At 74.9% G+C, this 23554-nt stretch carries 22 protein-coding genes; 3 read left to right on the forward strand and 19 right to left on the reverse strand.

What is annotated here, in order from left to right; genetic code table 11:
* Genes ACQP04_RS33200 through ACQP04_RS33210 form a run of 3 tightly spaced genes read right to left on the reverse strand, consistent with a single transcriptional unit; the run spans position 1 to position 3429 of the window.
* Positions 1-1578, reverse strand: a complete 1578-nt coding sequence (locus tag ACQP04_RS33200; RefSeq protein WP_433504402.1) for a molybdopterin-dependent oxidoreductase — start codon at positions 1576-1578, stop codon at positions 1-3.
* Between the two features lie 40 nt (positions 1579-1618).
* Positions 1619-1858 carry a glutaredoxin family protein gene (locus ACQP04_RS33205; RefSeq protein ID WP_433504403.1) on the reverse strand — a complete coding sequence of 80 codons (240 nt, stop codon included), beginning with the start codon at positions 1856-1858 and terminating at the stop codon, positions 1619-1621.
* Positions 1855-3429: an AMP-binding protein gene (locus ACQP04_RS33210; protein ID WP_433504404.1), complete on the reverse strand. Its 1575-nt coding sequence runs from the start codon at positions 3427-3429 to the stop codon at positions 1855-1857. The genes ACQP04_RS33205 and ACQP04_RS33210 overlap by 4 nt, the downstream gene beginning before the upstream one ends.
* A gap of 666 nt (positions 3430-4095) precedes the next feature.
* Here ACQP04_RS33210 and ACQP04_RS33215 point away from each other — a divergent pair.
* From ACQP04_RS33215 to ACQP04_RS33225, 3 genes are all read left to right on the forward strand, one after another.
* A complete protein-coding gene (locus tag ACQP04_RS33215; RefSeq protein ID WP_037053070.1) occupies positions 4096-4713 on the forward strand; it encodes a sigma-70 family RNA polymerase sigma factor in 618 nt (205 codons plus the stop codon).
* 193 nt (positions 4714-4906) lie between these two features.
* On the forward strand, positions 4907-6295 hold the full coding sequence (locus ACQP04_RS33220) for a DUF5667 domain-containing protein (protein WP_433504405.1): 1389 nt from the start codon (positions 4907-4909) through the stop codon (positions 6293-6295).
* A gap of 347 nt (positions 6296-6642) precedes the next feature.
* Entirely contained in the window at positions 6643-7515 is an 873-nt protein-coding gene (locus ACQP04_RS33225) for an HAD-IB family hydrolase (protein ID WP_037053058.1), read from the forward strand.
* 10 nt (positions 7516-7525) lie between these two features.
* On the opposite strand, the gene ACQP04_RS33230 is transcribed toward ACQP04_RS33225, so the two are convergent.
* The 16 genes from ACQP04_RS33230 to ACQP04_RS33305 form a co-directional block, all read right to left on the reverse strand.
* Positions 7526-8698: a lysophospholipid acyltransferase family protein gene (locus ACQP04_RS33230; RefSeq protein WP_433504406.1), complete on the reverse strand. Its 1173-nt coding sequence runs from the start codon at positions 8696-8698 to the stop codon at positions 7526-7528.
* Positions 8699-8723: 25 nt separating this feature from the next.
* Positions 8724-9809, reverse strand: coding sequence for an NAD-dependent epimerase/dehydratase family protein (locus ACQP04_RS33235; protein ID WP_433504407.1), 1086 nt, complete (start codon positions 9807-9809; stop codon positions 8724-8726).
* Positions 9810-9906: 97 nt separating this feature from the next.
* On the reverse strand, positions 9907-10008 hold the full coding sequence (locus ACQP04_RS33240; RefSeq protein ID WP_010241351.1) for a 30S ribosomal protein bS22: 102 nt from the start codon (positions 10006-10008) through the stop codon (positions 9907-9909).
* Positions 10009-10254: 246 nt separating this feature from the next.
* Complete coding sequence (locus ACQP04_RS33245) at positions 10255-10488, reverse strand: helix-turn-helix domain-containing protein (protein WP_037052988.1); 234 nt, start codon at positions 10486-10488, stop codon at positions 10255-10257.
* 172 nt (positions 10489-10660) lie between these two features.
* Entirely contained in the window at positions 10661-11473 is an 813-nt protein-coding gene (proC, locus tag ACQP04_RS33250; protein WP_433504408.1) for a pyrroline-5-carboxylate reductase, read from the reverse strand.
* Positions 11474-11523: 50 nt separating this feature from the next.
* Complete coding sequence (locus ACQP04_RS33255; protein WP_433504409.1) at positions 11524-12363, reverse strand: thioesterase family protein; 840 nt, start codon at positions 12361-12363, stop codon at positions 11524-11526.
* A 50-nt stretch (positions 12364-12413) separates the two neighbouring features.
* Entirely contained in the window at positions 12414-13274 is an 861-nt protein-coding gene (locus tag ACQP04_RS33260; protein WP_433504410.1) for a sugar phosphate isomerase/epimerase family protein, read from the reverse strand.
* Entirely contained in the window at positions 13271-14800 is a 1530-nt protein-coding gene (locus ACQP04_RS33265; RefSeq protein ID WP_433504411.1) for a hypothetical protein, read from the reverse strand. Before ACQP04_RS33265 ends, ACQP04_RS33260 begins: the two co-directional genes overlap by 4 nt.
* Positions 14797-15807, reverse strand: a complete 1011-nt coding sequence (locus ACQP04_RS33270) for a hypothetical protein (RefSeq protein ID WP_433504412.1) — start codon at positions 15805-15807, stop codon at positions 14797-14799. Before ACQP04_RS33270 ends, ACQP04_RS33265 begins: the two co-directional genes overlap by 4 nt.
* A gap of 104 nt (positions 15808-15911) precedes the next feature.
* The gene (locus tag ACQP04_RS33275; protein WP_433504413.1) at positions 15912-17195 is read right to left on the reverse strand and encodes a hypothetical protein; all 1284 of its coding nucleotides are present in this window, start codon (positions 17193-17195) and stop codon (positions 15912-15914) included.
* A gap of 519 nt (positions 17196-17714) precedes the next feature.
* The gene (locus ACQP04_RS33280) at positions 17715-18275 is read right to left on the reverse strand and encodes a gas vesicle protein (RefSeq protein WP_433508486.1); all 561 of its coding nucleotides are present in this window, start codon (positions 18273-18275) and stop codon (positions 17715-17717) included.
* Positions 18276-18280: 5 nt separating this feature from the next.
* On the reverse strand, positions 18281-18589 hold the full coding sequence (gene gvpJ / locus ACQP04_RS33285) for a gas vesicle protein GvpJ (RefSeq protein WP_433504414.1): 309 nt from the start codon (positions 18587-18589) through the stop codon (positions 18281-18283).
* 567 nt (positions 18590-19156) lie between these two features.
* Positions 19157-20695 (reverse strand): glutamate synthase-related protein, encoded by a 1539-nt coding sequence (locus ACQP04_RS33290; protein WP_433504415.1) that lies wholly within the window; start codon positions 20693-20695, stop codon positions 19157-19159.
* Between the two features lie 55 nt (positions 20696-20750).
* The gene (locus tag ACQP04_RS33295) at positions 20751-21440 is read right to left on the reverse strand and encodes a response regulator transcription factor (protein WP_037052966.1); all 690 of its coding nucleotides are present in this window, start codon (positions 21438-21440) and stop codon (positions 20751-20753) included.
* 1 nt (position 21441) lies between these two features.
* Positions 21442-22650 carry a sensor histidine kinase gene (locus tag ACQP04_RS33300; protein WP_433504416.1) on the reverse strand — a complete coding sequence of 403 codons (1209 nt, stop codon included), beginning with the start codon at positions 22648-22650 and terminating at the stop codon, positions 21442-21444.
* A 131-nt stretch (positions 22651-22781) separates the two neighbouring features.
* Positions 22782-23516 (reverse strand): phosphoglyceromutase, encoded by a 735-nt coding sequence (locus ACQP04_RS33305; protein ID WP_433504417.1) that lies wholly within the window; start codon positions 23514-23516, stop codon positions 22782-22784.
* Positions 23517-23554 lie beyond the last annotated feature (38 nt).

Here is a 23554-nt window from a genome sequence, read left to right on the forward strand (position 1 = left end):
TCAGGCCGCGGAGAAGATCATCGCCGGCCAGCCCGTCGCACCGTCGGGCAGCACGTCGGCGCGCTGCTCGGTCTGCAGGTTCCCCAGGCCGTCCGTGGCCCGGGCGCGGACGGTGTGGCTGCCCGGACCCACCTCGACCGTGCCGCGCCACATCCGCCAGGTGTTCCCGCCGACCTCCGCGGCCAGCTGCGCCTCGGTCCACGGGCCGCCGTCGACGCTGATCTCGACCCGGGAGACGCCGCGCGGCTGCGACCACGCGATGCCGGCGACGGTCACCCGCCCGGGCGGCACCTGCGAGAAGCCGCGGGGAAGGTCGATGCGGCACTCCGTCTTGATCGGCCCGCGCTCGCCCCAGCCGCGCTGCACCCAGTAGGAGTCGCGGTCGGCGAACGAGGTCAGCTCGAGGTCGGTGACCCACTTGGTCGCCGAGACGTAGCCGTACAGCCCGGGCACGACCATCCGCACCGGGAAGCCGTGCTCGGCGGGCAGCGCCTCACCGTTCATCCCCAGGGCCAGCAGCGCCCCGCGCCCCGGCTCGAGGACCACGCCGGTCGGGGTGCCGGCCGTCCAGCCGTCCGTGCTGGTGGAGAGGATCTGGTCGGCGCCGGGCATCGGGCCCGCCTCGCGGAGCACGTCCGCGAGCTCGACGCCGACGAACCGGGCGGTCGAGATGAGGTCGCCGCCGACCTCGTTGGACACGCAGGTCATCGTGATCGTCCGCTCGACGAGCGGGCGGGCGAACAGGTCGTCGACGGTCAGCGTGAGCTCCCGCGCCACCCGGCCGTGCACGCGGAGGCTCCAGTCCTCGGCGCGCAGCTGCGGCACCCGCAGGGCCGTGTCGATCCGGTAGAACTCCGGGTTCGGCGTGACGAAGGGCGTGGTGCCCAGCTCGGCGGCGAAGTCCGTGCCGGAGGGCAACGGGGCCTCGTGGACGACGGTCGCGGCGGCGAGCCGCCGGGTGAGCCGGGTGCGCGAGTCGACGGTCCCGCGCCCGACGGCCACGCCGACCCCGCCGGCGGCCAGCGCGCCGACCCCGACCGCGGCCGAGGCCCCGATCAGCACGGCCCGGCGCGGGAGGCCGCGCACACCCGGTGCCTCGGGGGCCACCGCCGCGGCGAGGGCGAGCCGGTGCAGCGTGCGCACCACCCACAGGCCCGCCGCGGCCGCGGCGAGCGGCGCCACCAGGTCCGCCGGCGCGAACGCCGGGCCGAGGGCGACGGCGACGAGCCCCGCCAGCCCGAGCACCCCGATCACGACCTGCGCCGGCACCGAGGAGCGGCGCGACGCGAGCCCGGCGGCCACCGCGACCAGCAGCAGCACCACGGCCATCCCGGCGAGCAGCACCGGCTTGTCCGCGGTGCCGAAGGCCGACTTCGCGAACTCGACGACCGGCGGCGGCGCCAGGCGGACCACCGCGTCGCCGACCGCGAGATAGGGCGACGACGTGGGCGACAGCAGCCCGGCGACGAGCTGGCCCACCCCGAGCGCCGCACCCACGGCGAGCACCGCGACCGCGGCGGCGACGGGACGCGACAGGACCGGGGCGGCGGGACGGGCGAGGGTGTGGCTCACCTCCATGGTTCGCCCCCGGGGCGGGTGGAGGTTCGGCCCGGCGCGGTCAGCGGGTGAGGGCGGTGCGGAACCGCTCCTCCTCCACCCGGTAGTAGCCGTGCTGCTTCCCGTCGATGAGGATCACCGGGACCATGTCGCCGTACTCGGCGCGCAGCTCCGGGTCGGAGTCGACGTCCTCGGTGCGCCACTCCACGCCCAGCTCGGCGCAGATCCGCGCGACGTCGGCCTCGGCGACCTCGCACAGGTGGCAGTTCGCCCTGCTCAGCACGGTGACCGTCCGGCTCATGACGTCCCCGTCCCCGCCAGCACCCGCCGGGCGATCTTGCCCGTCGGCGTGCGCGGCAGCTCGTCGACGAACGCGATCACGGTGGGCCGCTTGAAGCGGGCCAGCCGGGTCGCGCAGTACTCCCGGACCGCGTCGGCGTCCGGGCTCGTGCCCGGCGCGGGCACGATCACGGCCTTGACCGCGGCGCCCGTCCGGTCGTCCGGCACCCCGACGACCGCGACCTCGGCCACCTCGTCCATCCCGGCGAGCACCTCCTCGACCTCGCGGGGGTAGACGTTGAACCCGTTGACGATGACGAGGTCCGTCGACCGGTCCACGAGGTGCAGGTCCCCGTCCGCGTCGAGGTAGCCGACGTCCGCGGTGCGGAACCAGCCCTCCGCGTCGGGCCCGCCCGCGCCGTCCGGCCAGTAGCCGGAGAAGAGGTTGGGGCCGCGCAGCGCGACCAGCCCGGTGTCCTCCTCCGGGTCGGAGAAGACGTCAGTGATGTCGCCCTCCTCGCCCTCCTCGGCCGCGCGCCCGGCGAGCGGCTCGCCCTCGGCGTCGACCAGGCGCAGCTCGACGCCCGGGATCGGCCTGCCGACCGAGCCCGGCTTGCTGCGCCCGGGGACGTTGCAGGTGACGACGGGGCCGGCCTCGGACAGCCCGTAGCCCTCGAGCACCTCCATCCCGGTGGCCTCGCGGAAGGCGGTCAGCCAGGCCGGCGGCAGCGGGGCGCCGCCGGAGGTGCAGATGCGCACCCCCTCGAGCGCGCCGCGCAGGTCCTCGGCCGGCACGTCGAGCAGCGCCCGGTAGAGCGACGGCACGCCCGCCAGGGCGCTGACCCGGTGGTCGCGCAGGATCCGCGGCGTGGCGGCGGCGTCGAACCGCTCGGTGAGCACGGCGGTCGCGCCGGCCCAGCAGACCTGCAGGAGGCCGGCGGCCAGGCCGAAGCTGTGGAAGAGCGGCAGCGCCAGCAGGACCCGGTCGGCCGGGGTGACGGGCGCGGGGCGCAGCGCGGCGGTCTGCGCCCGGTTGGCCAGCAGCGCGCGGTGCGACAGCTGCACGCCGCGCGGGCGGCCGGTGGTGCCGGACGTGTAGATGAGGAGTGCGATCGCCTCGCCGCCCGGCGCCTCGGGCACCGGGGCGCCGGGCGCCTCCGGCGCCGCGGGCGGCGGCGCGAGCACCGGCACGCCGGCCTCCCCGGCGACGTCGGCCGCGACCCCCGCGTCGGCGACGACGGCGGCCGGCCGGGCGTCGTCGAGGACCACGGCGACCTCGCGGGCCACCGACCGCTGGCCGACGGGGACGGCGATCGCCCCGGCACGCAGCACGCCGAACAGGGTGACGCAGAAGCCGGCGCCGTTGGGCAGCACCAGTACGACCCGGTCCCCGGGGCCGATCCCGGCGGCGGCGAGCCGCGCGGCCTCCGCGTCGGCGGCGGCGTCGAGCTCCGCCCAGGTCAGCGTGCGCCCGGCCGTGACGTCGACGACCGCGGGCTGGCCGGGCTCGCGGCGCGCCGCCCGCCGGACCAGCTCACCCAGGTGCTCGACGTCGGGCCCGGGGCCGGGGCTCCGGGTGGTGGAAGGCTGCACGCGCCGAGTCTGGCAGACGGCGCGGCCGCCCTCGCTGATGACGTGAAGTCCGTCCGGGCGCAACCCCCGTGCGCCCGGCGGCAGGTCGACACGCCGTCACGCGGCGCGTCGACCGAACACGCTGCGCCACGACCACGTTGACCGCGCGTGACCGTCCGCTCACCGGATAAGGCATTCGGCGAGCGGTGGCACCCGTCTGGGCGCCGAGCGGCTGCCCTAGAGTCCGCCCCCACAACCTGCCAACGCCGGACCGCCGGGTTCGGCACGAGTTCTCACCCAAGGGAGTGGCATGCAGCCTGTTGCCAGCGCACCGCGGGTCCTCCCGCGCTGCCCTGTCCGACACCGGGTGCACCGGGCTTCATGACCTCCTCGATGCGTCCCGACGGGCTGCTCCCCACGGAGCGGTTCGGGCCGTCGCACCCGACCGGTGCGGACCCGGCCCCCTCCTCCTGGTCGGACCTGCCCCGACAGGCCCGGTCCGTCGGCTCCACGACCCACCGACCGGCACCCGCCGCTCCCCCGTCCGCGCCCGACCCGACCGCCCCGGCCGACGGCCGGGCCCCGGACGGCCGGCCGACCCGACAGCAGGCGCCCGTGACAGCTCCCCCCGTCGCCCGTCCCCACGCCGTCCCGCCGCCGGCGGGACCCCCGCCGTCGGGTCCCCCCGTGGGCCCGCCGCCGCGCCCGGCCGAGCCCGCGCCGGAGGCGGCCGAGCCGCGCCCGGACGCCGAGCCGGACGGCGGCGGCTCCTGGACCCTGGTCAAGGCGTGCCAGGCCGGCGACCAGAACGCCTTCAAGGAGCTGTACGCGCGCTACCACGAGGTCGTCTTCCGGTACGTGCTGTTCCGGCTCGGCGACCGCACGCTGGCCGAGGACCTCACCCAGGAGACGTTCCTGCGCGCCCTGCGCCGGATCGGCTCGGTGAGCTACCAGGGCCGGGACATCGGCGCCTGGTTCGTCACGATCGCGCGCAACCTGATCTTCGACCACGTCAAGTCCAGCCGGTATCGGCTGGAGTCGACGACCGCGGACATGGTCGAGCACTCCCCGAGCACGCACGGGCCGGAGCAGCAGGTCATCGAGAACGCCACGAACTCCGAACTGCTCAAGGCGATCGAGAAGCTCAACCCCGACCAGCAGGACTGCATCCGCATGCGGTTCCTGCAGGGGCTGTCGGTCGCCGAGACCGCGCAGCGGATGAACCGGGCCGAGGGGGCGGTGAAGGCGCTGCAGCACCGCGCCGTCCGTCGGCTGGCGCAGCTCCTCCCCGAGGGGTTGCGGTGAGCGGCGCCTATATCGCGAACTACATGCTTGTCGTTACGGATGCGACGAGTGAGCCACACCAAGCGGTGAACGGTCCTTGCGCCGTAACCGACGACCGCCCGCCTCGTTGTGTGGGTGAACGTCGGCAGAGCGCGAGGCCCCGATCGGGCCGGACGCTGACGAACAGTGCAGGGATGCAGTGAGGACGGCGAACATGCCCGCGGGACGATGGGGCTCGGACGACGAGTGGTGGGGCGAGGAACATCTCGACCCCCGATTCGCGCCGGACGACGATCTGGAGCACGAGCTGGCCCTCGCGGCCGCGCTCGATCGCAGCCGTACCGACCTGAGCCCGGACGACGAGACCGCCGAGCGCATGCGCTCGAACTTCTTCGCCGCCCTGGAGAAGGAGTGGGGCGCGCCGGAGGAGTCCGCCAGCGAGCGGACCACCCGGATCGCGCCGGTCCCGGCGGACGCGCTGGAGCAGACCACCGACCTCACCGCCGCGCTGCGGCCGGAGGGCCCCGAGGGCGCGACCCGCTCCGGTTCCTCCGGTGAGCGCACCGTCGCGGCCCCGTCCGCGGCGGGCACCGGACCCCGGCGGTCGAAGCGGGGACCGCGGCACGTGCTGCCCACCGACCACCCGGACAACCCCGGCCGCGCCGGCGGGTCCCGCGGCCCGGGCGGGCGGCGGCCGAGCCTGCGCAAGCGGGTCGCCCTCGTCGGCGGCGCCGCCGCGCTCGCGCTGGTCGCCCTCACCGGCGGCACGGCGATGATGAGCCGCGACGCGCTGCCGGGCGACAGCCTCTACGCGGTCAAGCTCGCGACCGAGTCCACCGGCACCGCGTTCACCTTCGGCGACGCGGCCAAGGCCCAGCGCCACCTCGACCTGGCCGCGACCCGGCTGGACGAGGTGCGGGCACTGCAGCAGGCCGGCCGCGCGCCGTCCGCCGACACCTACGAGTCCGCGCTCACCGCGTTCGACGAGGCGGCCAGCGAGGGCTCCCGAATGATGCTGTCCGGCGCCCAGCCGCCGACCGACACCGGTCTCGGCGACCTCGACGCCTGGGCGCAGAAGCAGGCCCGGGCGATCGAGGCCCTGCGGACCTCCGGCGGCGAGATCCCGGGCGCCGACCGGTCGGCGCGGCTGGTGGAGCGCATGTCCGAGCGGGCCGCGGCCCTGCAGGCCCGGATGGGCTGCAGCGAGGTCAGCGACGGCGTCGACGACCTCGGCCCGATTCCCGCCACCGGCCCCTGCGTCCCGGTCGCGTCGAACGCCGGCCAGGGCGGCGGCGCGGTCGACGAGCCGGTCCCGAACGGCAGCCCGCAGTCCGCGCGCACCAGCCCGGCCGCGCCGTCGGACAGCACCGGCCCGCAGCCGTCGGGCGACCCGAGCGCGACCGAGAACGGCCTGCTGCCGGACGGCGTCCTGCCCGGCACCGGCGACGCGGGTGCGACGAGCACCACGACGAGCGGCTCGGAGAAGTCCAGCAGCACGGAGCAGAGCTCGTCCGACGGGCCCAGCGGCGGCGGGGGCGGCGTCCTGCCCCCGATCACGCTGCCGCCGCTGCTGCCCGGCCTCGGGCCGATCACCATCGGCTGAGCGGCGGACGACCCGGACGACGACGGAGCGGGGCCGCGCGGTGACACACCGTGCGGCCCCGTTCCGCGTCCGGAGGCCGTTTCGCGTCGGTACGGTCGGGGTCGCCCAGTAGGCTGGACGCGCGGTGCCCGGGCGGTCACGGACCGGCGGGACCGGCGGACGGATCGGCACGGCGGGCACGGACCGGCGCGAGCGCGGACCGGGAGGCCCCCCAGGTGGTAGGACCCGAGGTGGTTGTGGAGCACGGTGAGCCGCAGGGCGCGGGCGGGGCGGGCCGGAACGGCGCCGCCGACCCGCTTCGGAACGGTGCTCGCGGTGAGGTGGCGGGCATCACCGAGACGACCGACGTGATCGAGGAGGCCACGGCCCTCGACCGCGCACAGCGTGCGGGCGAGGCCGCCGCGGCCGCCGCCGTGGCCGCCGGTGAGCCCCCGCCGTCCGCGGCGGCCGACGTGGACCTCACCGCGGCCGCGTTCTTCGACGTCGACAACACGATGATGGTCGGCGCCTCGATCTTCCACTTCGCCCGTGGGCTGGCCGCCCGAAAGTTCTTCACCACCTCCGACCTCGCCGGCTTCGCCTGGCAGCAGCTCAAGTTCCGGATCGGCGGGCGCGAGGACAAGAACGGCATCGCCGGGCACCGGGACACCGCGCTGTCGTTCGTGGCGGGCCGTCCCGTCGACGAGGTCGTGTCGCTCGGCGAGGAGATCTACGACGAGCTGATGGCGGACCGGATCTGGGCCGGCACCCGCGCGCTCGCCCAGATGCACCTCGACGCCGGGCAGCGGGTCTGGCTGGTCACGGCGACGCCCGTCGAGCTCGCGCTGATCATCGCCCGGCGGCTCGGCCTGACCGGGGCGTTGGGCACGGTCGCCGAGAGCGTCGACGGGCACTACACCGGGCGGCTGGTCGGCGAGATCCTGCACGGCCCGGCGAAGGCCCACGCAGTGCGCGCGCTGGCGGCCACCGAGGGCCTGGACCTGCGGCGCTGCACCGCCTACTCGGACTCGGTGAACGACGTGCCGATGCTGTCCGCGGTCGGCACCGCCGTGGCCGTCAACCCGGACTCCGAGCTGCGGGACGTCGCCAAGGACCGCGGGTGGCAGATCCGGGACTTCCGCAGCGGACGAAAGGTGGCCCGGATCGGGGTGCCCTCGGTGCTGGGGGCCGGCGCGCTGGCCGGGGCGGTCGCCGCCGGCGTGGCGTACCGGCGGCGCTGAGCGCCCCGGCTCAGCCCAGGAACACGTTCCGCCGCTGGCTGAGCAGCCGGTAGAGGGTGTGCTGGATGGTCTCGCGCACCTGGTCGGTCAGGTTGAACACGAGCATCGGGTCCTCGGCGTCGGCCGGGGTGTAGGCGTCGAGCGAGATCGGCTCGCCGAACTCGATGTACCACTTCGACGGCAGCGGGACGAGACCCAGCGGGCCGAGCAGCGGGAAGGTCGGCGTGATCGGGAAGTACGGCGCGCCGAGCAGCCGGGCCAGCGGCGCGATGTCGCCGATCTTCGGGTAGGTCTCCTCCGCGCCGACGATCGAGCACGGGATGATCGGCACGCCGGTGCGCAGCGCGGCCGAGACGAACCCGCCGCGGCCGAAGCGCTGCAGCTTGTACCGGTCCTTGAAGGGCTTGCCGATGCCCTTGAAGCCCTCGGGGAACACCCCGACGAGCTCGCCGGAGGACATCAGCCGCTCCGCGTCGGCGTTGCAGGCCAGGGTGGCGCCGTTCTTGCGGGCCAGCTCGCCCACCACCGGCAGCTTGAACATGAGGTCCGCGCCGAGCAGCCGCAGCCGGCGGGCGGCCGGGTGCTCGTCGTGCAGCGCTTGGATGGTCATCAGCGCGTCGAGCGGGAGGGTTCCCGAGTGGTTGGCGACGACGAGCGCGCCGCCGGTGTCCGGGACGTGGTGCAGGCCGATCGTCTCCACCCGGAACCAGCGCTCGTAGAGCGGGCGCAGCGCGGGCGCGAGCACCTTGTCGGCGAGGTCGGCGTCGAAGCCGAACTCGTCGACCGAGTAGTCGCCGGAGAGGCGGCGGCGCAGGAAGCGCAGCACCTCCGCGAGGCCGGCCTCCCAGGCCGGGGGCTCCGGGTCCGGCACGGCCGCGACGGGCGGCACCGCGGCGCCGCCGCTCCCGTCCTCGTCGAGCGCCGGGCGGGGACGGGGCGTGGTCGTGGCCGGACGACGGGTTCGCCCCGGCTCACGGCCGGTCTCGCGCCCCGGCTCGCGTGCCTCCGTGCCCGCGCCGGTGCGTCCGCCCGGGCGGCTCCCGCCCCGGTCGCGGCCCTCCCCGAGCCGCCACCGGGTGCGTCCCCCGGTCTCGTCCGCCCGCAACGGGATGACGCGCGCTTCCGGCACCCGAACCCCCTCCGAACCTGCGCCGTTGTCCGATTTCCCCGACCGCCGCACCATGCCCTACCCCCGGCCCCGTGGCCCGCTAGTGCAGCATCCGCGCGGCCTGCAGGACCGTCCGCTCCGCCGCCTCGATCCGCTCCGCCCCGAGGACAGGCCGGAGCGCGCGGCCGCGAACGTAGTCGTCGAAGGCCTGGACGGTGGTCCAACGAGGGTGGAAGCCGAAGCGTTCCTTCAACCTCGTGGTGTCCACCACCCGGCCGAAGTTGAGGAACCGCATCTGCTCCGGCGAGTAGTCGACGACGCGGGTGCCACGCAGGAACCGCCCGACCGGCCCGACCAGCGGCGCCGGGATCCCGGCCTGCACCCGGCCGGCCCGGCGGATGGCCTGGGAGAGCATGAGCACCCCGTCGGCCGCGACGTTGTAGACCCCGGGGTGCTCCTCCACGGCGGCCCGCTCGAGCACGGCGAGCGCGTCCTCCTCGTGCAGGAACTGCAGCCGCGGGTCGAAGCCGAGGATCGTCGGGACGACCGGCAGCGAGAAGTAGCGGGTCAGCACCGTCTCGATGCGCGGGCCGACGTAGTTGCAGAAGCGCAGGACGCTGGTCGTGACGTCCGGCCGGCGGCGGGCGAAGCCGCGCAGGTAGCCCTCGATCTCGGCCGCGTCCTTGGCGTACCCGCCGGAGGGGAGGTCCTTCGGCGTCATCGACTCGTCGAACAGCGCGGGGTCGCGCGAGCCGGAGCCGTAGACGGCGGTGGTGGACTTGAGGACGACGCGCCGCACCCGCTCCGACTTCTGGCAGGCGGCGAGGAGCTGCATCGTCCCGATGACGTTCATCTCCTTCATCGCCGTGCGGCCGCCGGACGAGCCGGGGCCGGCGGAGAGGGCGGCGTGCACCACGGTGTCGACGCCGGCGCCGGAGATGACCTTGGCGATGAGCGGGTTGCGGATGTCCGCGCGGACGAACTCCGCGCGGCCCATGCGGCGCAACATGTCCCGGGACGGCGGGACGGTGTCCACGCCGAGCACCCGCTCGATCGCGGGGTTCGCGGCGAGCCGTGCGGCCAGGTTGCCGCCGAGGAAGCGGCTGACACCTGTCACAAGCACGACGGAGGGAGCGGCGCCGCCGCTGCTGCGGTCGGCGTCGCGGGGAGATCCCGTGCGCGTCACGGACCCGACCTCGTTCGTCGTGCGACCAGGGACCCCGGGTGCGACCCGGGCCGGTGGACCCCGGCCCGCCCCTGCGGGGGACGGGCGGGGTCACACCTCACTTGCCGAGCTTGCGACGCTGCACGCGGGTCTTGCGGAGCAGCTTGCGGTGCTTCTTCTTGGACATGCGCTTGCGACGCTTCTTGATGACCGAGCCCATGCGCCGGTACCTCCTGTGCTCACTGCTTCGCTCGCGGCCGGGAGCCGGCCCGAGAGGGTGTGTCCCCGCCGCGCGGCGGTCGCGCGCACGCGGGTGCACACGGCGAGACGATGACCGGTCGCCGATCCTACCCGGCGCCCGGCGTGGCGACCCGCCAGGGCAGGTCGTGGACTACCGGGGGTGACCCGGCGGTCGGTGCGGACGCCCGTTCCGCGGGCTTCCGCTCGGTGCGGACGCCCGCTCCGCTCAGCCCGCGTCGAAGTACGCGTGCCGCAGGTAGTCCTCGACGGCGCGCTTCGGGACGCGGAACGAACGACCCACCCGGGCCGCGGGGAGCTCCCCACCGTGCACCAGCCGGTACACGGTCATCTTGGAGACCCGCATCATGGCGGCGACCTCCGCCACGGTGAGGAACTGCACCGCGGCGATGTTGTCGATGCGTTCGGGCTGCCCTGAATGCCCTGGCTGCTGCGTGGCCATCCGGACACCGCCTTCCCTGGAGAAGTCCCACGTTCCCGCCCGGGGTCCTCGGCCCCCGCGCGGCGTGTTCCCCGTGAGGATAGCGGTGCCGGTGTGACGCCTTCGACACACCATGCCACTCGGGCAGGGAATTCAGCCGCGCGTCAGGGTGAGACGTGATCCTTCGTTCGGGTCAACGGTTCTGCACCGAGCGTCCCAGCTCCACCGAGCGGTCCCGCGCGGCCTCGATCGCGTCGATCAGGGCTGCCCGGACGCCGTGCCGCTCCAGCTCGCGGATGGCCGCGATGGTCGTCCCGGCCGGAGAGGTCACGGCCTCGCGGAGCAGCACCGGGTGGTCGTCGGACTCGCGGAGCATGGTGGCCGCGCCGAAGGCGGACTGGACGATCAGGTCGGCGGCGACGGCGCGCGGCAGGCCGAGCAGTATCCCGGCGTCGATCATGGCCTCGACCAGGTAGAAGAAGTACGCCGGGCCGGAGCCGGACAGGGCGGTCACGGCGTCCTGCTGGGCCTCGGGGACCCGCACCACGCGACCCACCGAGCCGAGCATCTCCTCGGCCAGCGCCAGGTGCTCGGCGGTGGCGTGGCTGCCGCCGGACACCGCGCTCATCGCCTCGCCGACGACCATCGGGGTGTTCGGCATGACCCGCACGACCGGCGTCCCCTCGGGCAGGCCGCCCTCGAACAGCGCGGTCGGCAGGCCGGCGCACAGCGAGACGACGAGCGTCCCCGGGGTCAGCGCCGCCTTCAGCTCGGTGAGGACCGGGGCGATGTCCTGCGGCTTGACCGCGACCACCACGACGTCGGCCTTGGCCGCGGCGCCCGCCACGTCGGCCGAGTCCACCCCGAGGCGCCCGGACAGCTCGGCGGCCCGCTCCGGGTGCCGCTCGGTGAACACCAGGTCCGCCGCGGGCCGGCCCGCCGCGAGCAGCCCCGAGAGGAGCGCCTCGCCGATCTTGCCGGCGCCCAGAACCGCGATACGTGTCATGGATCGACGGTAACCGCCGGAATCCGGGCTGGTCGGGGAGGGTGCGCGCCTTACGTGCGCGGGAGTGGGGAGAGTGCGAGCTGGCGCGCCTGGCAGACCACCCGGCCCGTCGCGTCGCGGACGGTGCAGTCCTCGTCGAACCAGGTCCCGGCGATCATCTGCGAGCGCGACTCCAGCGCCAGCCAGCCCGGTGCGGGCCGCGCCCGCAGCATCGCGGTGAGCTGCACGGTCGGCGCCCAGCCCCGCCCGCCGCCGCGGTTGAACACGGTCGGCGGCAGCGCGTCCCCGGCGAGCAGCGCGAACAACGGGTCCGGGTCCTCCCCGCGAGGCCGCATCCAGCCCCGCACCACCGGGGCCGCGGTCTCCTTGCGCAGGAAGGCCATCGTGGCCGGGTCGTAGCGGGCCTCGGTGGCGGCGGCCAGCCCCTCGCCGGGGGTTCGGACGTCCGGCACGAAGTCGATCGCGTCCGCAGGCGGCTCCAGCGGCATCGGGGACTCGGCCAGCCAGCTCGGGTCGGCGTCGGGCAGCGCTCCCGCCGTGACGGTGGCCGAGAGCAGGAGCCTGCCGTTCTGCGTCATCCGGGCGGCGGCGACCGACGCCTGCCTGCCCAGCTTCAGCACGTCCGTCTCGAGCTCCACCGTGCCCAGCTCCGGGGCGCGCAGGAACTCCGTCCCGACGACCACCGGGTCGAGCTCGGTGTCCCCGCCGTGCTCGGCGTTCAGCCTCGCGAGCGCCGCCTTGGTCAGCAGGACCATCAGCAGGCCGCCGTGGGCCTTGCCGCCGATGGAGAACAGCGTGCCGAGCTCCGCGGTGAAGCGGCCCCCGCCGTCGTCGGTCAGCACGGTGGACGCCGCGAACGGCCGATCGACGGTCACATCGGTGGGAGCCATGAAACGGTCGTATCACGCCGGACGCGCTCCGGCGGTGTGACGCGCGCCGCTCAGCCCTGCGGGGCGGGCTCCGGCAGGGGCGTCTGCTCCGGGATGGTCGGGATGGTCAACACCGGCGGTACCGGCGCGACCAGGTGCAGGCGCGCGTAGACCAGCGCCTCGGCCAGCGTCGCCGACCGCTGGTCCCGGGTCCGGCAGCGCCGCGTGCTCACCTCAAGGACCACCACGCCCTCGCTCGCGAACCGGCCCGTCGCGAGCCGCTCGCACACCTCGGCGCAGGGCTGGGTGCCGCGCCCGGGGATCAGGTGCTCGTCCCGCGGGGCGCCGGAGCCGTCCGTGAGGTGCAGGTGGACCAGCCCGTCGCCCATGCGGTCGAGCATGGCCAGCGCGTCCGACCCGGCGGCGGCGGTGTGCGAGAGGTCGAGCGTGTAGAAGCTGTGACCGACCGCGGTCGGGTCGAACCCGGGCGCGTAGGGCACGGTGCGGACCCGGCCCCGCGACACCGGGAACATGTTCTCGACGGCGAGCCGCACGCCCGACCGCTCCCCCGCCCGGGCCACCTCGTCGGCGAACACCGCGGCGTAGCGGCGCTGCCAGCGGAAGGGCGGGTGCAGCACGACGGTGCGCGCCCCGAACCGCTCCGCGGCCGCGACGGACCGGCGGATCCGGGCGATCGGGTCCGACCCCCACACCCGCTGCGTGACGGCCAGGCAGGGCGCGTGCACGGCCAGCACCGGCACCCCGTACCGCTCCGCGAGCCGCTCGACGGCCCGGGCGTCCTGCGACACCGGGTCCGTCCAGACCATCAGCTCGACGCCGTCGTAGCCCAGCTCCGCGGCCAGCTCGAACGCCGCCGCGGCGGGCTCCGGGTAGACCGAGGCGGTGGACAGGGCGACCGGCGGGGAGGTCACCGTTCCAGGAGTACCAGGATCGCGGGCGAGACGGTCAACAGCAGGCCCACGCCCACCGCGAAGGCGGTGGTGCGCAGGTCGTCGTTGCGCAGCAGGGCGCGGACCCCGAGCACCAGGCCGACCGTGATGATCACCGCGGCGGCCAGCGCGACCACGGGCAGGTTGAACCAGAGGTAGCGGAAGCCGACCCAGACCGCGGCGCCGACCAGGGCGCCCGCGATCCACTGGCCGATGACGACGGCCCAGCCCTGCGGCGTGCCCTCGCCCTCCTCCTCGTCCTCCTCGTCGGGCTCGACCGGCGCACGCCTGCCGAGGCCCGCCGGGGCGTGGTAGGTGTCGTCGTCGTCCTCGTCGTCGAGGGCAGGCGCTCCCAGCTGGGTGGGCGGGCCGGCGTCGTCCTCGTCCTCGTCGTGGAGGGGCGGGGCGCCGAACCGGGTGGGCGGGCCGGCGTTCTCGTCCTCGTGGACGGGCCGGCCGCCGAGCTGGGTGGGCGGGCCCCCGTACACGGAGCCGAACGGGGCGGTCAGCGGCTCGTCCTGCGGCGCGCGGACGCGGCCGAGCTGCTCGGTGCCGGGCTCGCCCGGTCGCCCGGACCGGCCGTTCGGGGCCCAGGGGGAGCGTTCGGGTGCACCGGTACGCCCCGCCTCGGTGGGCAGGCCGACGGTGCCGGCCGACGCCGCGTTCCCGGCCCAGCCGCCCTGCGCGGGCGCGTCGGGGCGGTGGGGGGCGCGGCCGAAGTCGGGCTCGTTCGCTGCGGGTGCGGGCGGGCCGGGGCGATCCTGGACGCTCGCGCCGTTCTGGGCGGGACCGTTCTGGGCGGGGCCGTTCTGGGCGGGGCCGTTCTGGGCGGGACCGTTCTGGCCGGGGCCGTTCAGGTTCGCGTTCTGCCAGGGGCGTGGCTGGCCGACGCCGGTGGGGACGCCGTCCTGGAGCGCGCCGTTCTGGGCGCCGTTCTGGGCGGCACCAGTCTGGTTCGGGGCGCTCCGGCCGAGGCCGTTCTGCGCGTCCTGTCCGGCGGGGCCGAAGCCGTTCTGGCCGGGGCGCTGTGGACCGGCCTGACCGGGACCGAAGCCGCTGGGGTGGGCGTAGCCGTTCTGCGGGGCGTCGTCGTCCGGGCGGCCGAAGCCGCGCGGAGCGAAACCGCCCGGGGCCGCGCCGTTCGGCCGGGCGCCCGGGCCGAACCCGGTGCCCCGGTCGTCGCCGGTCTCCTCCTCGGCGTCGCGCTCGAGGCGCGGGCCGCCCTGGCGGCCGCGCTCCCACGCGTTGCCCGCCGGCTGGGCGGTGCGCCACGGCTCGGCGGGGGCAGCGGATGCCTCCGGGGCCGGTTCGGCACGCCACGCCTGTGTGCCGCCGTGGCGGCCGGGGACGCCCGGGCCCTCCGCAGCGGGAGGACCGCCTGCCGCCTCGGCGCCCGCGTCGTCGGCCTCGCGGCGCCGTCGACGCCGCCCGGACGCCGATCCCCCGCCGTTCTCGGCGAGCAGCTCGGCGACCGTGCGCTGTCTCGGCTGGTCGGTCTCTGGACTCATCCGCTACACCGTGCCTCGTACGACGTCAAGCGTCCAAGTGATCCGGGCGCGTCCTGCGCCGAGCGGTCGTCCCTGGTCGACCCGTCGAGGGTGTCGAGCCGCCGGAGGATCACTCCCTCGCGTAACGCCCACGGGCAGAGATCGAGTTCCGTGATCTTCAGGGCCCGCATCGCGGCCTCCGCGACGACCGCCCCGGCGACGAGCTGGTGCGCCCGGCTCGGGCTCACGCCCTCCAGCTCCGCGAGGTCCCCGGACGACATCCGGCTGATGAACGACCCGAGCTGCCGCAGCCCCGCGTGGGTCAGCACCCGCCGGGCCCGGATGCCCGCGCCGGAGGGCGCCGCACCCGTCAGGCGGGCCAGGGACCGGAAGGTCTTCGAGGTGCCGACGACCAGGTCCGGCTCCCCCAGCTTCCGCAGCTCGCGCGCGACCGGCGCGAGATCGGCGTCGACCTTCTCCCGCAGCGCCTCGACCTCGCGGCGGGACGGCGGGTCCCCGGTGAACGACTCGCGGGTCAGCCGGCCCGCCCCGAGCGGCAGCGACGCGGCCGCCGCCGGGTGCTCGTCGCGGCCCGCCGCGAGCTCCAGTGAGCCCCCGCCGATGTCGAGGCACAGCAGCCGCCCGGCCGACCAGCCGTACCAGCGGCGGACGGCGAGGAACGTGTAGCGCGCCTCGTCCTCGCCCGGCAGCACCTCGAGGGCGACCCCGGTGTCGGCGCGCACCTTGGCCAGCACGGCGGCGGAGTTCGTCGCGTCGCGCAATGCGGAGGTGGCGAAGGCCAGCAGGTCGTCGCACCCCAGCTCGGCAGCGGAGTCCCGCGCGGTGTGCACCGCGGTGATCAGCGAGTCGACGCCGATCCTGCTCAGCGCGCCGTCCGGTTGCAGGTGCTCCGCCAGCCGCAACTCCGCCTTCTGCGAGGTCGCGGGGGTCGGGTGGCCTCCCCTGTGGGCGTCCACCACCAGCAGGTGCACGGTGTTGGAGCCGACGTCGAGCACACCCAGTCGCACGCGATCAGGTTACCGGCCCGTGCCTCCCCCGTACCCGCACCGTGACCGGACCCGCTGATCGGGTGGGCCGGGGGCGGCGGTGGTGCCGCCCCCGTCCCCGGGAATCACCCGTCGGCCGCCGCGCGCGCCTTGCCCCGGCGGGGCTTGCCGCCCCGCGTGGACTTCGCTCGCTTCTTCGATCGCCCGGAGTCCTTGGACCCACCCTCGGCCGGACCGTCCTGGCCGTCGCCCCGGTCGTCCGCGGAGTCGGTTGCGTCCTCGGCGGCGGAGGTGTCGCCGGAGTCGTCGGGACCGTCCGAGGAGCCCTCGTCCGCGGCGGCCGCGTTCAGCGCCTCGACCATCGCGTCGGCGACCACGCGAACCTCCTCGTCGGACATCCCGTCGGGATCCTCGTCCCCCTCGACCTCGTCCTCGGCGCCCTGGTCGGCCTCGTCGTCCAGGCCCTCGTCGGACTCGTCGTCCAGGCCCTCGTCGGACTCGTCGTCCAGGCCCTCGTCGGACTCGTCGTCCAAGCCCTCGTCGGACTCGTCGTCCAAGCCCTCCTCGGACTCGTCGTCCAAGCCCTCCTCGGACTCGTCGTCCAAGCCCTCCTCGGACTCGTCGTCCAAGCCCTCCTCGGACTCGTCGTCCAAGCCCTCCTCGGACTCGTCCTCCAGGCCCTCGTCGGCTACGTCGTCGGAACTCTCGTCGGCCTCAGCCTCGGCACCCTCGTCAGCCTCGGCCTCGGCACCCTCGTCAGCCTCGGCGTCCAGGTCGTCGTCAGCTTCGTACTCGGCTTCGTCCTCGACGCCCTCGTCAGCTTCGTCCTCGGCACCCTCGTCGGCCTCAGCCTCGACACCCTCGTCGGCTTCGTCCTCGACACCCTCGTCGGCCTCAGCCTCGACACCCTCGTCGGCCTCGTCCTCCGGACCCTCGTCAGCCTCGTCGGCCAGGTCGCCGTCGGCTTCGTCCTCGGCACCGTCGTCGGCTTCGTACTCGGCTTCGTCCTCGACGCCTTCGTCAGCTTCGTCCTCGACGCCCTCGTCAGCTTCGTCTTCCGCACCCTCGTCGGTCTCAGCCTCGGCACCCTCGTCAGCCTCGTCCTCCGCGCCCTCGTCGACCTCGTCCTCCGGACCCTCGTCAGCCTCGTCGGCCAGGTCCTCGTCGGCTTCGTCCTCGGCACCGTCGTCTATTTCGTCCTCGGCACCCTCGTCGGCCTCGGCCTCCGCACCCTCGTCGGCCTCGGCGTCCAGCGCGTCCCCGCTCTCGGCCTCGTCGTCCTCGTCGTCGACGGCTCCGGCGGCCTCGGCGTCGAGCACCCAGTCCGCATCGGGCGGGGTCTTGTCCTCGGCGCCCCCGTCGGCCTCGGCCGCCGGCTCCTCGTCGCCGTCGGCCTCGCCGCTCTCCACGTCCGCGCCCTCGTCGGCCTCCGCCTCAGCGCCCTCGTCGGCCCCGCTCTCGGGCGACTCGGTCTCGGTGTCGAGCGGGAAGATGACCTCCGGCTGCGCGTCGTCCGCGCCCGAGTCCTCCGGCCCGCGCTCGTCCTGCCCGCCCCCGTCCGACGCGGCCGAGCCCGGCTCCGACGCCGCGATGACGGCGCGGACCAGCTCCTGCTGGGCCTTGAGCAGCTTCTGCAAGGTCTCGAAGACCTCGTCGTTGAACGCGATCATCGCGTCCTGGATCCGCTCGGACGAGCCGGACGCGGCCGGTCCGGATCCGGCGGCGGGTTGTGCTGACGACATCGTCGCCTCCTCCTCGCGTGGGTGCTGTCGGGCGGGCGGATCCCCCACTGCTCGCCCGCGCCAACCCCGGGCACCGCGATCGCGGAGAAAAGACTCCGGTCGCCTCGCGCGGACGTGCCGATCAGGGGGACGCGAGGGGGCCGATCGGCGGGGCGGAGACCGTGGCGGACGCCTCGGCGCCGCCCGTCACCGCCACGGCCGGTCGACCTGACCGCGCGTGTAGCGCCGGACCCGCCGGTACGACAGCAGGTCGCCGTCGGGCCGGACGAGCACCTCGTAGATCGCGAGGATGTCCGCCGAGTCCGGGATGCGGTGCGTCTCGACGACCTCGACGCCGACGCACCAGTTGCCGTCCCGCGGCTCGATCGAGACCACGCTCTCCGGGTGCCGCCCGGTCAGCACCCGGACGTGCTCCGCCGCCCGGCGTGCCACCCGGACGATGGACCCGCCCGGCCGGTCGCCACCGGAGCCGTCGGTGCGCCCCTTCCGCGCCGCACCGTCCTGGCCGCCGGACTCCTCCTCACCGGACTCCTCCTCACCGGCCTCCTCGCCGGCCTCCTCCTCGCCGGCCGCCGTACCCGCGGCCTCCTCCTCGGTGCCGTCGTCGGCAGGTTCCTCCTCCGCGGTGTCCGCGCCGTCGTCCTCCCGGACCTCCTCCGACGCCGGCGCGGCCTTCTCGGCCCGCGCGGACCTCGTCCGGGCGCTCCGTCGTCGGCGCGGCGTCGTCGGGTTCTCGTCGTCGGCCATCACGCTCACCCCTCGTCCTCGGCGTCGTACCCGGCGTCGTCCTCGCTGTCCCGGTTCCCGGCGGGCAGGCGGCGCCGTGCACTCGTGCCGTACAGGTACAGGCGATCGGTCGCCTCCGCGTACTGCAGGAACGTGTCGACGCTCGCGACCACGATCCGGATGTCGATGGTGAGGATCTCGAGCCCGAGCAGGGAGACCCGCACGAACACGTCGATCACGAGGCCACGGTCGAGGATGAGCTCGACGACGTCGGCGAGGTTCGAGTCGTTCCGGTGCCGGTGGACCGGTGGACCGGCCGAACGGGTGGTCGTCACGGACACGGGCCACCTCCGCTCCGGGACGTCCGGGCGCGGGCACCGGGCCGCGCCGCTCGCTCCGGGATCGCACCCACCGCTGACCTGACCACGGGCTCTCCCTTCACCGGCGGAGGAGCCGGGCACCCCTCCGGGACCGGCCGACCGGGTACCCGATCCGCTCTCGAAAGCCTCGGCGAACCGCGGACGCTCGGCGAATTGCGACGTCTGGCGTCCACCCCTCTGCGCCGGCAGGACGCCGAGGGAGACCATGAGTGGGCCAGGTCGACGAACGTCCGCCGGCCTCGCACGAGGGTCGCACAGGAAGACGGGGAGCGGCCCCGTGTCACCCCACCGGCCGCAGGAGCGGGGGTGGTTTTCGCCGGGTGTCCCGCTGCGGTCGATCCAGCTCGGCGGGAGGAACTCCGGGCGTCCGTCGATCATCCGGATCTCCCAGTGGGAGTGGTGGATGAGCCGGTGGTGGACGGTGCAGAGCATCACCAGGTTGCCCAGGCTGGTCGGGCCGCCGTGCTGCCATTCGCGCACAACGCAGAACCACGGCGTCCCCGGACGGCGGCATCTGGGCGGTCAGACGCGAGCGGGCCGGCCCTTGCGCAGCAACGCGACGATCTCCTCCTGGTCCGGGCCCGACGGCAGCCCCCATTCCGGCCGGTAGTCGTACACCTCGCCCAGGCCCCGCGCGACGGTCTGGCCGTCGAGGATCTCGACGTCGTCCGTGGTGATCAACGCGGGATGCTCGACGCCCGCGGCCTCGGCGACCTTGCCCAGGTCGCGGCGCAGGGTCAGGACGTAGTTGGCCAGCCGGGCCGACTTGAGCGTCGGATCGAGGCCGTGGGCGAGCCAGCGGTTCTGGGTGGCGACGCCCGTGGGGCAGGTGTCCGTGTGGCACTTCTGGGCCTGGATGCAGCCGATCGCGAGCATCGCCTCGCGCGCGACGTTGACCATGTCGACCCCGAGCGCGAACGCGACGACGGCGTTGTCCGGCAGCCCGAGCTTCCCCGCCCCGACGAAGACCACCTGCTCGTGCAGGCCGCGCAGCGCGAACTCCCGGTACACGCGGCTGAACCCGAGCCGGAACGGCAGCGCGACCGAGTCGGTGAACACCAGCGGGGACGCGCCGGTCCCGCCCTCGCCGCCGTCGACGGTCACGAAGTCGACCCCGCGCCCGGTCCGGGTCATCAGGTCGGTGAGCTGCGTCCAGAACTCCATGTCGCCGACGGCGGACTTGATCCCCACGGGCAGCCCGGTCTCGTCGGCGAGCATCTCGACCCAGTCCAGCAGCTCGTCCGTGTCCCTGAACGCCGTGTGCCGCGAGGGGCTCACGCAGTCCTTCCCGATCGGGATCCCGCGGACCGCCGCGATCTCCGCCGTGACCTTCACCCCGGGCAGCAGGCCGCCCAGACCCGGCTTCGCCCCCTGGCTCAGCTTGATCTCCAGCGCCTGCACCGGCGCCGCGGCGACGCCGTCCTTGAGCCGCTGCAGGTCGAACCGGCCCTGCTCGTCACGGCAGCCGAAGTAGGCGGTGCCGATCTGCCAGACCAGCTCGCCGCCGCACCGGTGCTGCTCCGCGATCCCGCCCTCGCCCGTGTTCTGCAGGCACCCCGCGGCCGCCGCCCCGCGGTTGAGCGCCTCGATCGCGCGGCCGGACAGCGACCCGTAGCTCATCCCGGAGATGTTCACGACCGAGTCGGGCCGGAAGGCCGCGCGCCGGCCGCGGGCGGCGCCGAGGACCTTCGCGCACGGCAGCCACACCGAGTCCTCGCCCTGCGGGTGCGGGTGCGCGGGCGCGGTCCGGCCGAACGTGCGGTGCTTGATGATCACGTAGCCGGGGGTGTGCTCGACGTCGTTGTCGGTGCCGAACCCGAAGTAGTTGTTCTCGCGCTTGGCCGAGGCGTAGACCCACCGGCGCTGGTCCCGGCTGAAGGGGCGCTCCTCGTCGTTGCCCGCCACGACGTACTGGCGCAGCTCCGGCCCGACCGCCTCGAGCAGGTACCGGCCGTGGCCGAGCACGGGGAAGTTCCGCAGCAGCGCATGGCGGCGCTGGATCAGGTCGTGCGCCGCGACGCCCAGCCCGGCCGCCCACGGAACCCACCGGCCCCATCTCACGGAGCGAAGTGTGCACCGTCCGGGGGCGGTCCGCAGATCCTGCGACCCCGGGCCCTCAGCTCTCGAACTTGTACCCCAGCCCCCGCACCGTGACGAGGTGCTGCGGGGCGCTGGGGTCCTTCTCCACCTTGGCGCGCAGGCGCTTGACGTGGACGTCGAGGGTCTTGGTGTCGCCGACGTAGTCCGCGCCCCACACCCGGTCGATGAGCTGGCCGCGGGTGAGCACCCGGCCGGCGTTGCGCAGCAGGTACTCGAGGAGGTCGAACTCCTTGAGCGGCAGGGCGACGTCCGTGCCGTCGACCGACACCACGTGCCGCTCGACGTCCATGCGCACCGGGCCCGCCTCGAGCACGCCCGCGCCGTCGGCGTCGCCGGTCCCGTTCTCGCCGCCGCGGCGCAGGACGGCGCGCACCCGGGCGATGAGCTCGCGGGCGGAGTAGGGCTTGGTCACGTAGTCGTCGGCGCCCAGCTCCAGGCCGACGACCTTGTCGATCTCGCTGTCCCGCGCGGTCACCATGATCACCGGGACGGCCGAGCGGGAGCGCAGGGCCTTGCACACGTCCGTGCCGCTCATGCCGGGGAGCATGAGGTCGAGGAGCACGATGTCGGCACCGTTGCGGTCGAACTCCTCGAGCGCCTCCTGGCCGGTCGTCGCGACGGCCGCGGTGAAGCCCTCCTTGCGCAGCAGGAACGCGAGCGGGTCGGCGAAGGACTCCTCGTCCTCGACGATCAGCACCCTGGTCATCTCATCCTCCAGCTCGGCCGGACGCCCCGGCCGGGTCTCGGTCGGTGGCCGGGTCCACCGCGTGGTCCTCCGGGGAGGAGGCCGGCACGGCGGCACCGGTGGCGGGGAGCCGCATGGTGAAGGTCGATCCGGTGCCGGGGCGGCTCCACAGCCGCACCTCGCCACCGTGGTTCGCGAGGACGTGCTTGACGATCGCCAGGCCGAGCCCGGTGCCGCCGGTCGCGCGGGAGCGGGCCGGGTCGACCCGGAAGAACCGCTCGAACACGCGGACCTGGTGCTCCGGCGCGATGCCGATGCCGCGGTCGGTCACGGCGATCTCGACCCAGCCGTCCTCGAGCCGGCGGGACACCGAGACCGACGCGTCGGGCGGCGAGTAGGCCACGGCGTTCTCGAGGAGGTTCGACAGGGCCGTGACCAGCAGCGTCTGGTCCCCGGCCACCTCGAGGCCGGAGGGCTCGTCCACGGTGATCTCGATGCCGGCCGACTCGGCGGAGAGCCGCGAGCGGCCGAGTGCCTCGGCGACGACGTCGTCGACGTCCACGTCCTCGAGGTCGGGCAGCGCCTCGGCCCCGGTCAGCCGGGACAGCGCGATCAGCTCGGTGACGAGAGCGCCGAGCCGGGTCGACTCGCGCAGGATCTTGCCGGCGAAGCGGTTCACCGACTCGGGGTCGTCGACCGAGTCGAGCACCGCCTCGGCCAGCAGCCCGACCGCGCCCACCGGCGTCTTCAGCTCGTGGCTCACGTTGGCCACGAAGTCCCGCCGGGTGGCCTCGAGGCGCACGGCGTCGGACATGTCCGCGGCCTCGACGAGGGTGAACCCGTCGCCCAGCGGCCGCACCACCGCGACGACGGCGGCGGGCTGGCGGCCGCGTACCTCCAGCGGGGCGAGGTCCACCTCGACGTCGGTGGAGCCCTCGAGCACCTTCTGGCAGGCCGCCCAGGCGCGGGGGTCGGGCCGGCCGGCCCGGACCACGCCGAGCTCGGCGGCCCGCCGGTTGTGCAGGACGACGTCGCCGGTGCCGGAGAGCACGGCGAGCCCGGACCCGGTCGACCGGAAGACGCGCTGGAGGAGCTCGGCCAGCGTCGGCACCCGTCGGCCGTCCGGCCGGGGCCGGGCGGGCCGGGCGCGGCGGCGGCCGATCAGGACACCGGCCCACAGCCCGGCGGCGAGGGCGACGGCGACCAGCACGACGGACGCCACTGCGTTCACACCGGCATCGTAGGCAGCCCGACCAGGGCCGACGCCAGCTCCGGAGGCCCCGAGTGAGCCGCCTGACTACCCGGACGAGGAGTTTTCCGCCTCCGTTCACGGCCCGTTCACCCCACGGGGGAGGGACCGGCTCAGCGGCCCTGGTTCGCGACCCCCTGGATGGCTTCCTCGGCCGCCGCCGGGTCGAGGTACTCACCGCCGGGCACTGTGGGCTTCAGGTCGTCGTCGAGCTCGTAGCGCAGCGGGATGCCGGTGGGGATGTTGAGCCCGGCGATGTCGGTGTCGGAGATGCCGTCGAGCTCCTTGACGAGCGCGCGCAGCGAGTTGCCGTGCGCGGCGACGAGCACGACCTTGCCCGCGCGCAGGTCGGGCACGATCGCCTCGTCCCAGTACGGCAGCATCCGCGCCACGACGTCGGCGAGGCACTCGGTCAGCGGGGCCTGGATGCCGGAGTAGCGGGCGTCGCCGTCCTGCGACCACTCCGAGCCCTTCTCGATCGGCGGCGGCGGCACGTCGTAGCTGCGCCGCCAGACCATGAACTGCTCGTCGCCGAACTCCTCGCGGATCTGCTTCTTGTCCTTGCCCTGCAGCGCGCCGTAGTGGCGCTCGTTGAGCCGCCAGTCGCGGCGCACCGGGATCCAGTGCCGGTCGGCGACGTCGAGCGCGAGGTTCGCGGTGTTGATCGCCCGGCGCAGCACCGACGTGTGCACGACGTCCGGGAGCAGGCCCTTCTCCTTCATCAGCTCGCCGCCGCGGCGGGCCTCGGCCTCGCCGACCTCCGAGAGCGGGACGTCGACCCAGCCCGTGAAGAGGTTCCTCAGGTTCCAGTCGCTCTGACCGTGGCGCAGCAGCACGAGTGTGGGCATGCGCGACAGCTTGCCAAACGGGTGCGGGTCGGCGCTGT

The organism is Pseudonocardia halophobica, assembly GCF_050948485.1.
GTDB lineage: Bacteria > Actinomycetota > Actinomycetes > Mycobacteriales > Pseudonocardiaceae > Pseudonocardia > Pseudonocardia halophobica.

Excerpts from the sequence above, each read along its gene's own strand:
- ACQP04_RS33200 (WP_433504402.1), bottom strand. The coding sequence starts at position 1,578 with ATGGAGGTGAGCCACACCCTCGCCCGTCCCGCCGCCCCGGTCCTGTCG.
- ACQP04_RS33205 (WP_433504403.1), bottom strand. The coding sequence starts at position 1,858 with ATGAGCCGGACGGTCACCGTGCTGAGCAGGGCGAACTGCCACCTGTGC.
- ACQP04_RS33220 (WP_433504405.1), top strand. The coding sequence starts at position 4,907 with ATGCCCGCGGGACGATGGGGCTCGGACGACGAGTGGTGGGGCGAGGAA.
- ACQP04_RS33230 (WP_433504406.1), bottom strand. The coding sequence starts at position 8,698 with ATGGTGCGGCGGTCGGGGAAATCGGACAACGGCGCAGGTTCGGAGGGG.
- ACQP04_RS33240 (WP_010241351.1), bottom strand. The coding sequence starts at position 10,008 with ATGGGCTCGGTCATCAAGAAGCGTCGCAAGCGCATGTCCAAGAAGAAG.
- ACQP04_RS33245 (WP_037052988.1), bottom strand. The coding sequence starts at position 10,488 with ATGGCCACGCAGCAGCCAGGGCATTCAGGGCAGCCCGAACGCATCGAC.
- proC (WP_433504408.1), bottom strand. The coding sequence starts at position 11,473 with ATGACACGTATCGCGGTTCTGGGCGCCGGCAAGATCGGCGAGGCGCTC.
- ACQP04_RS33255 (WP_433504409.1), bottom strand. The coding sequence starts at position 12,363 with ATGGCTCCCACCGATGTGACCGTCGATCGGCCGTTCGCGGCGTCCACC.
- ACQP04_RS33265 (WP_433504411.1), bottom strand. The coding sequence starts at position 14,800 with ATGAGTCCAGAGACCGACCAGCCGAGACAGCGCACGGTCGCCGAGCTG.
- ACQP04_RS33280 (WP_433508486.1), bottom strand. The coding sequence starts at position 18,275 with ATGGCCGACGACGAGAACCCGACGACGCCGCGCCGACGACGGAGCGCC.
- ACQP04_RS33295 (WP_037052966.1), bottom strand. The coding sequence starts at position 21,440 with ATGACCAGGGTGCTGATCGTCGAGGACGAGGAGTCCTTCGCCGACCCG.
- ACQP04_RS33305 (WP_433504417.1), bottom strand. The coding sequence starts at position 23,516 with ATGCCCACACTCGTGCTGCTGCGCCACGGTCAGAGCGACTGGAACCTG.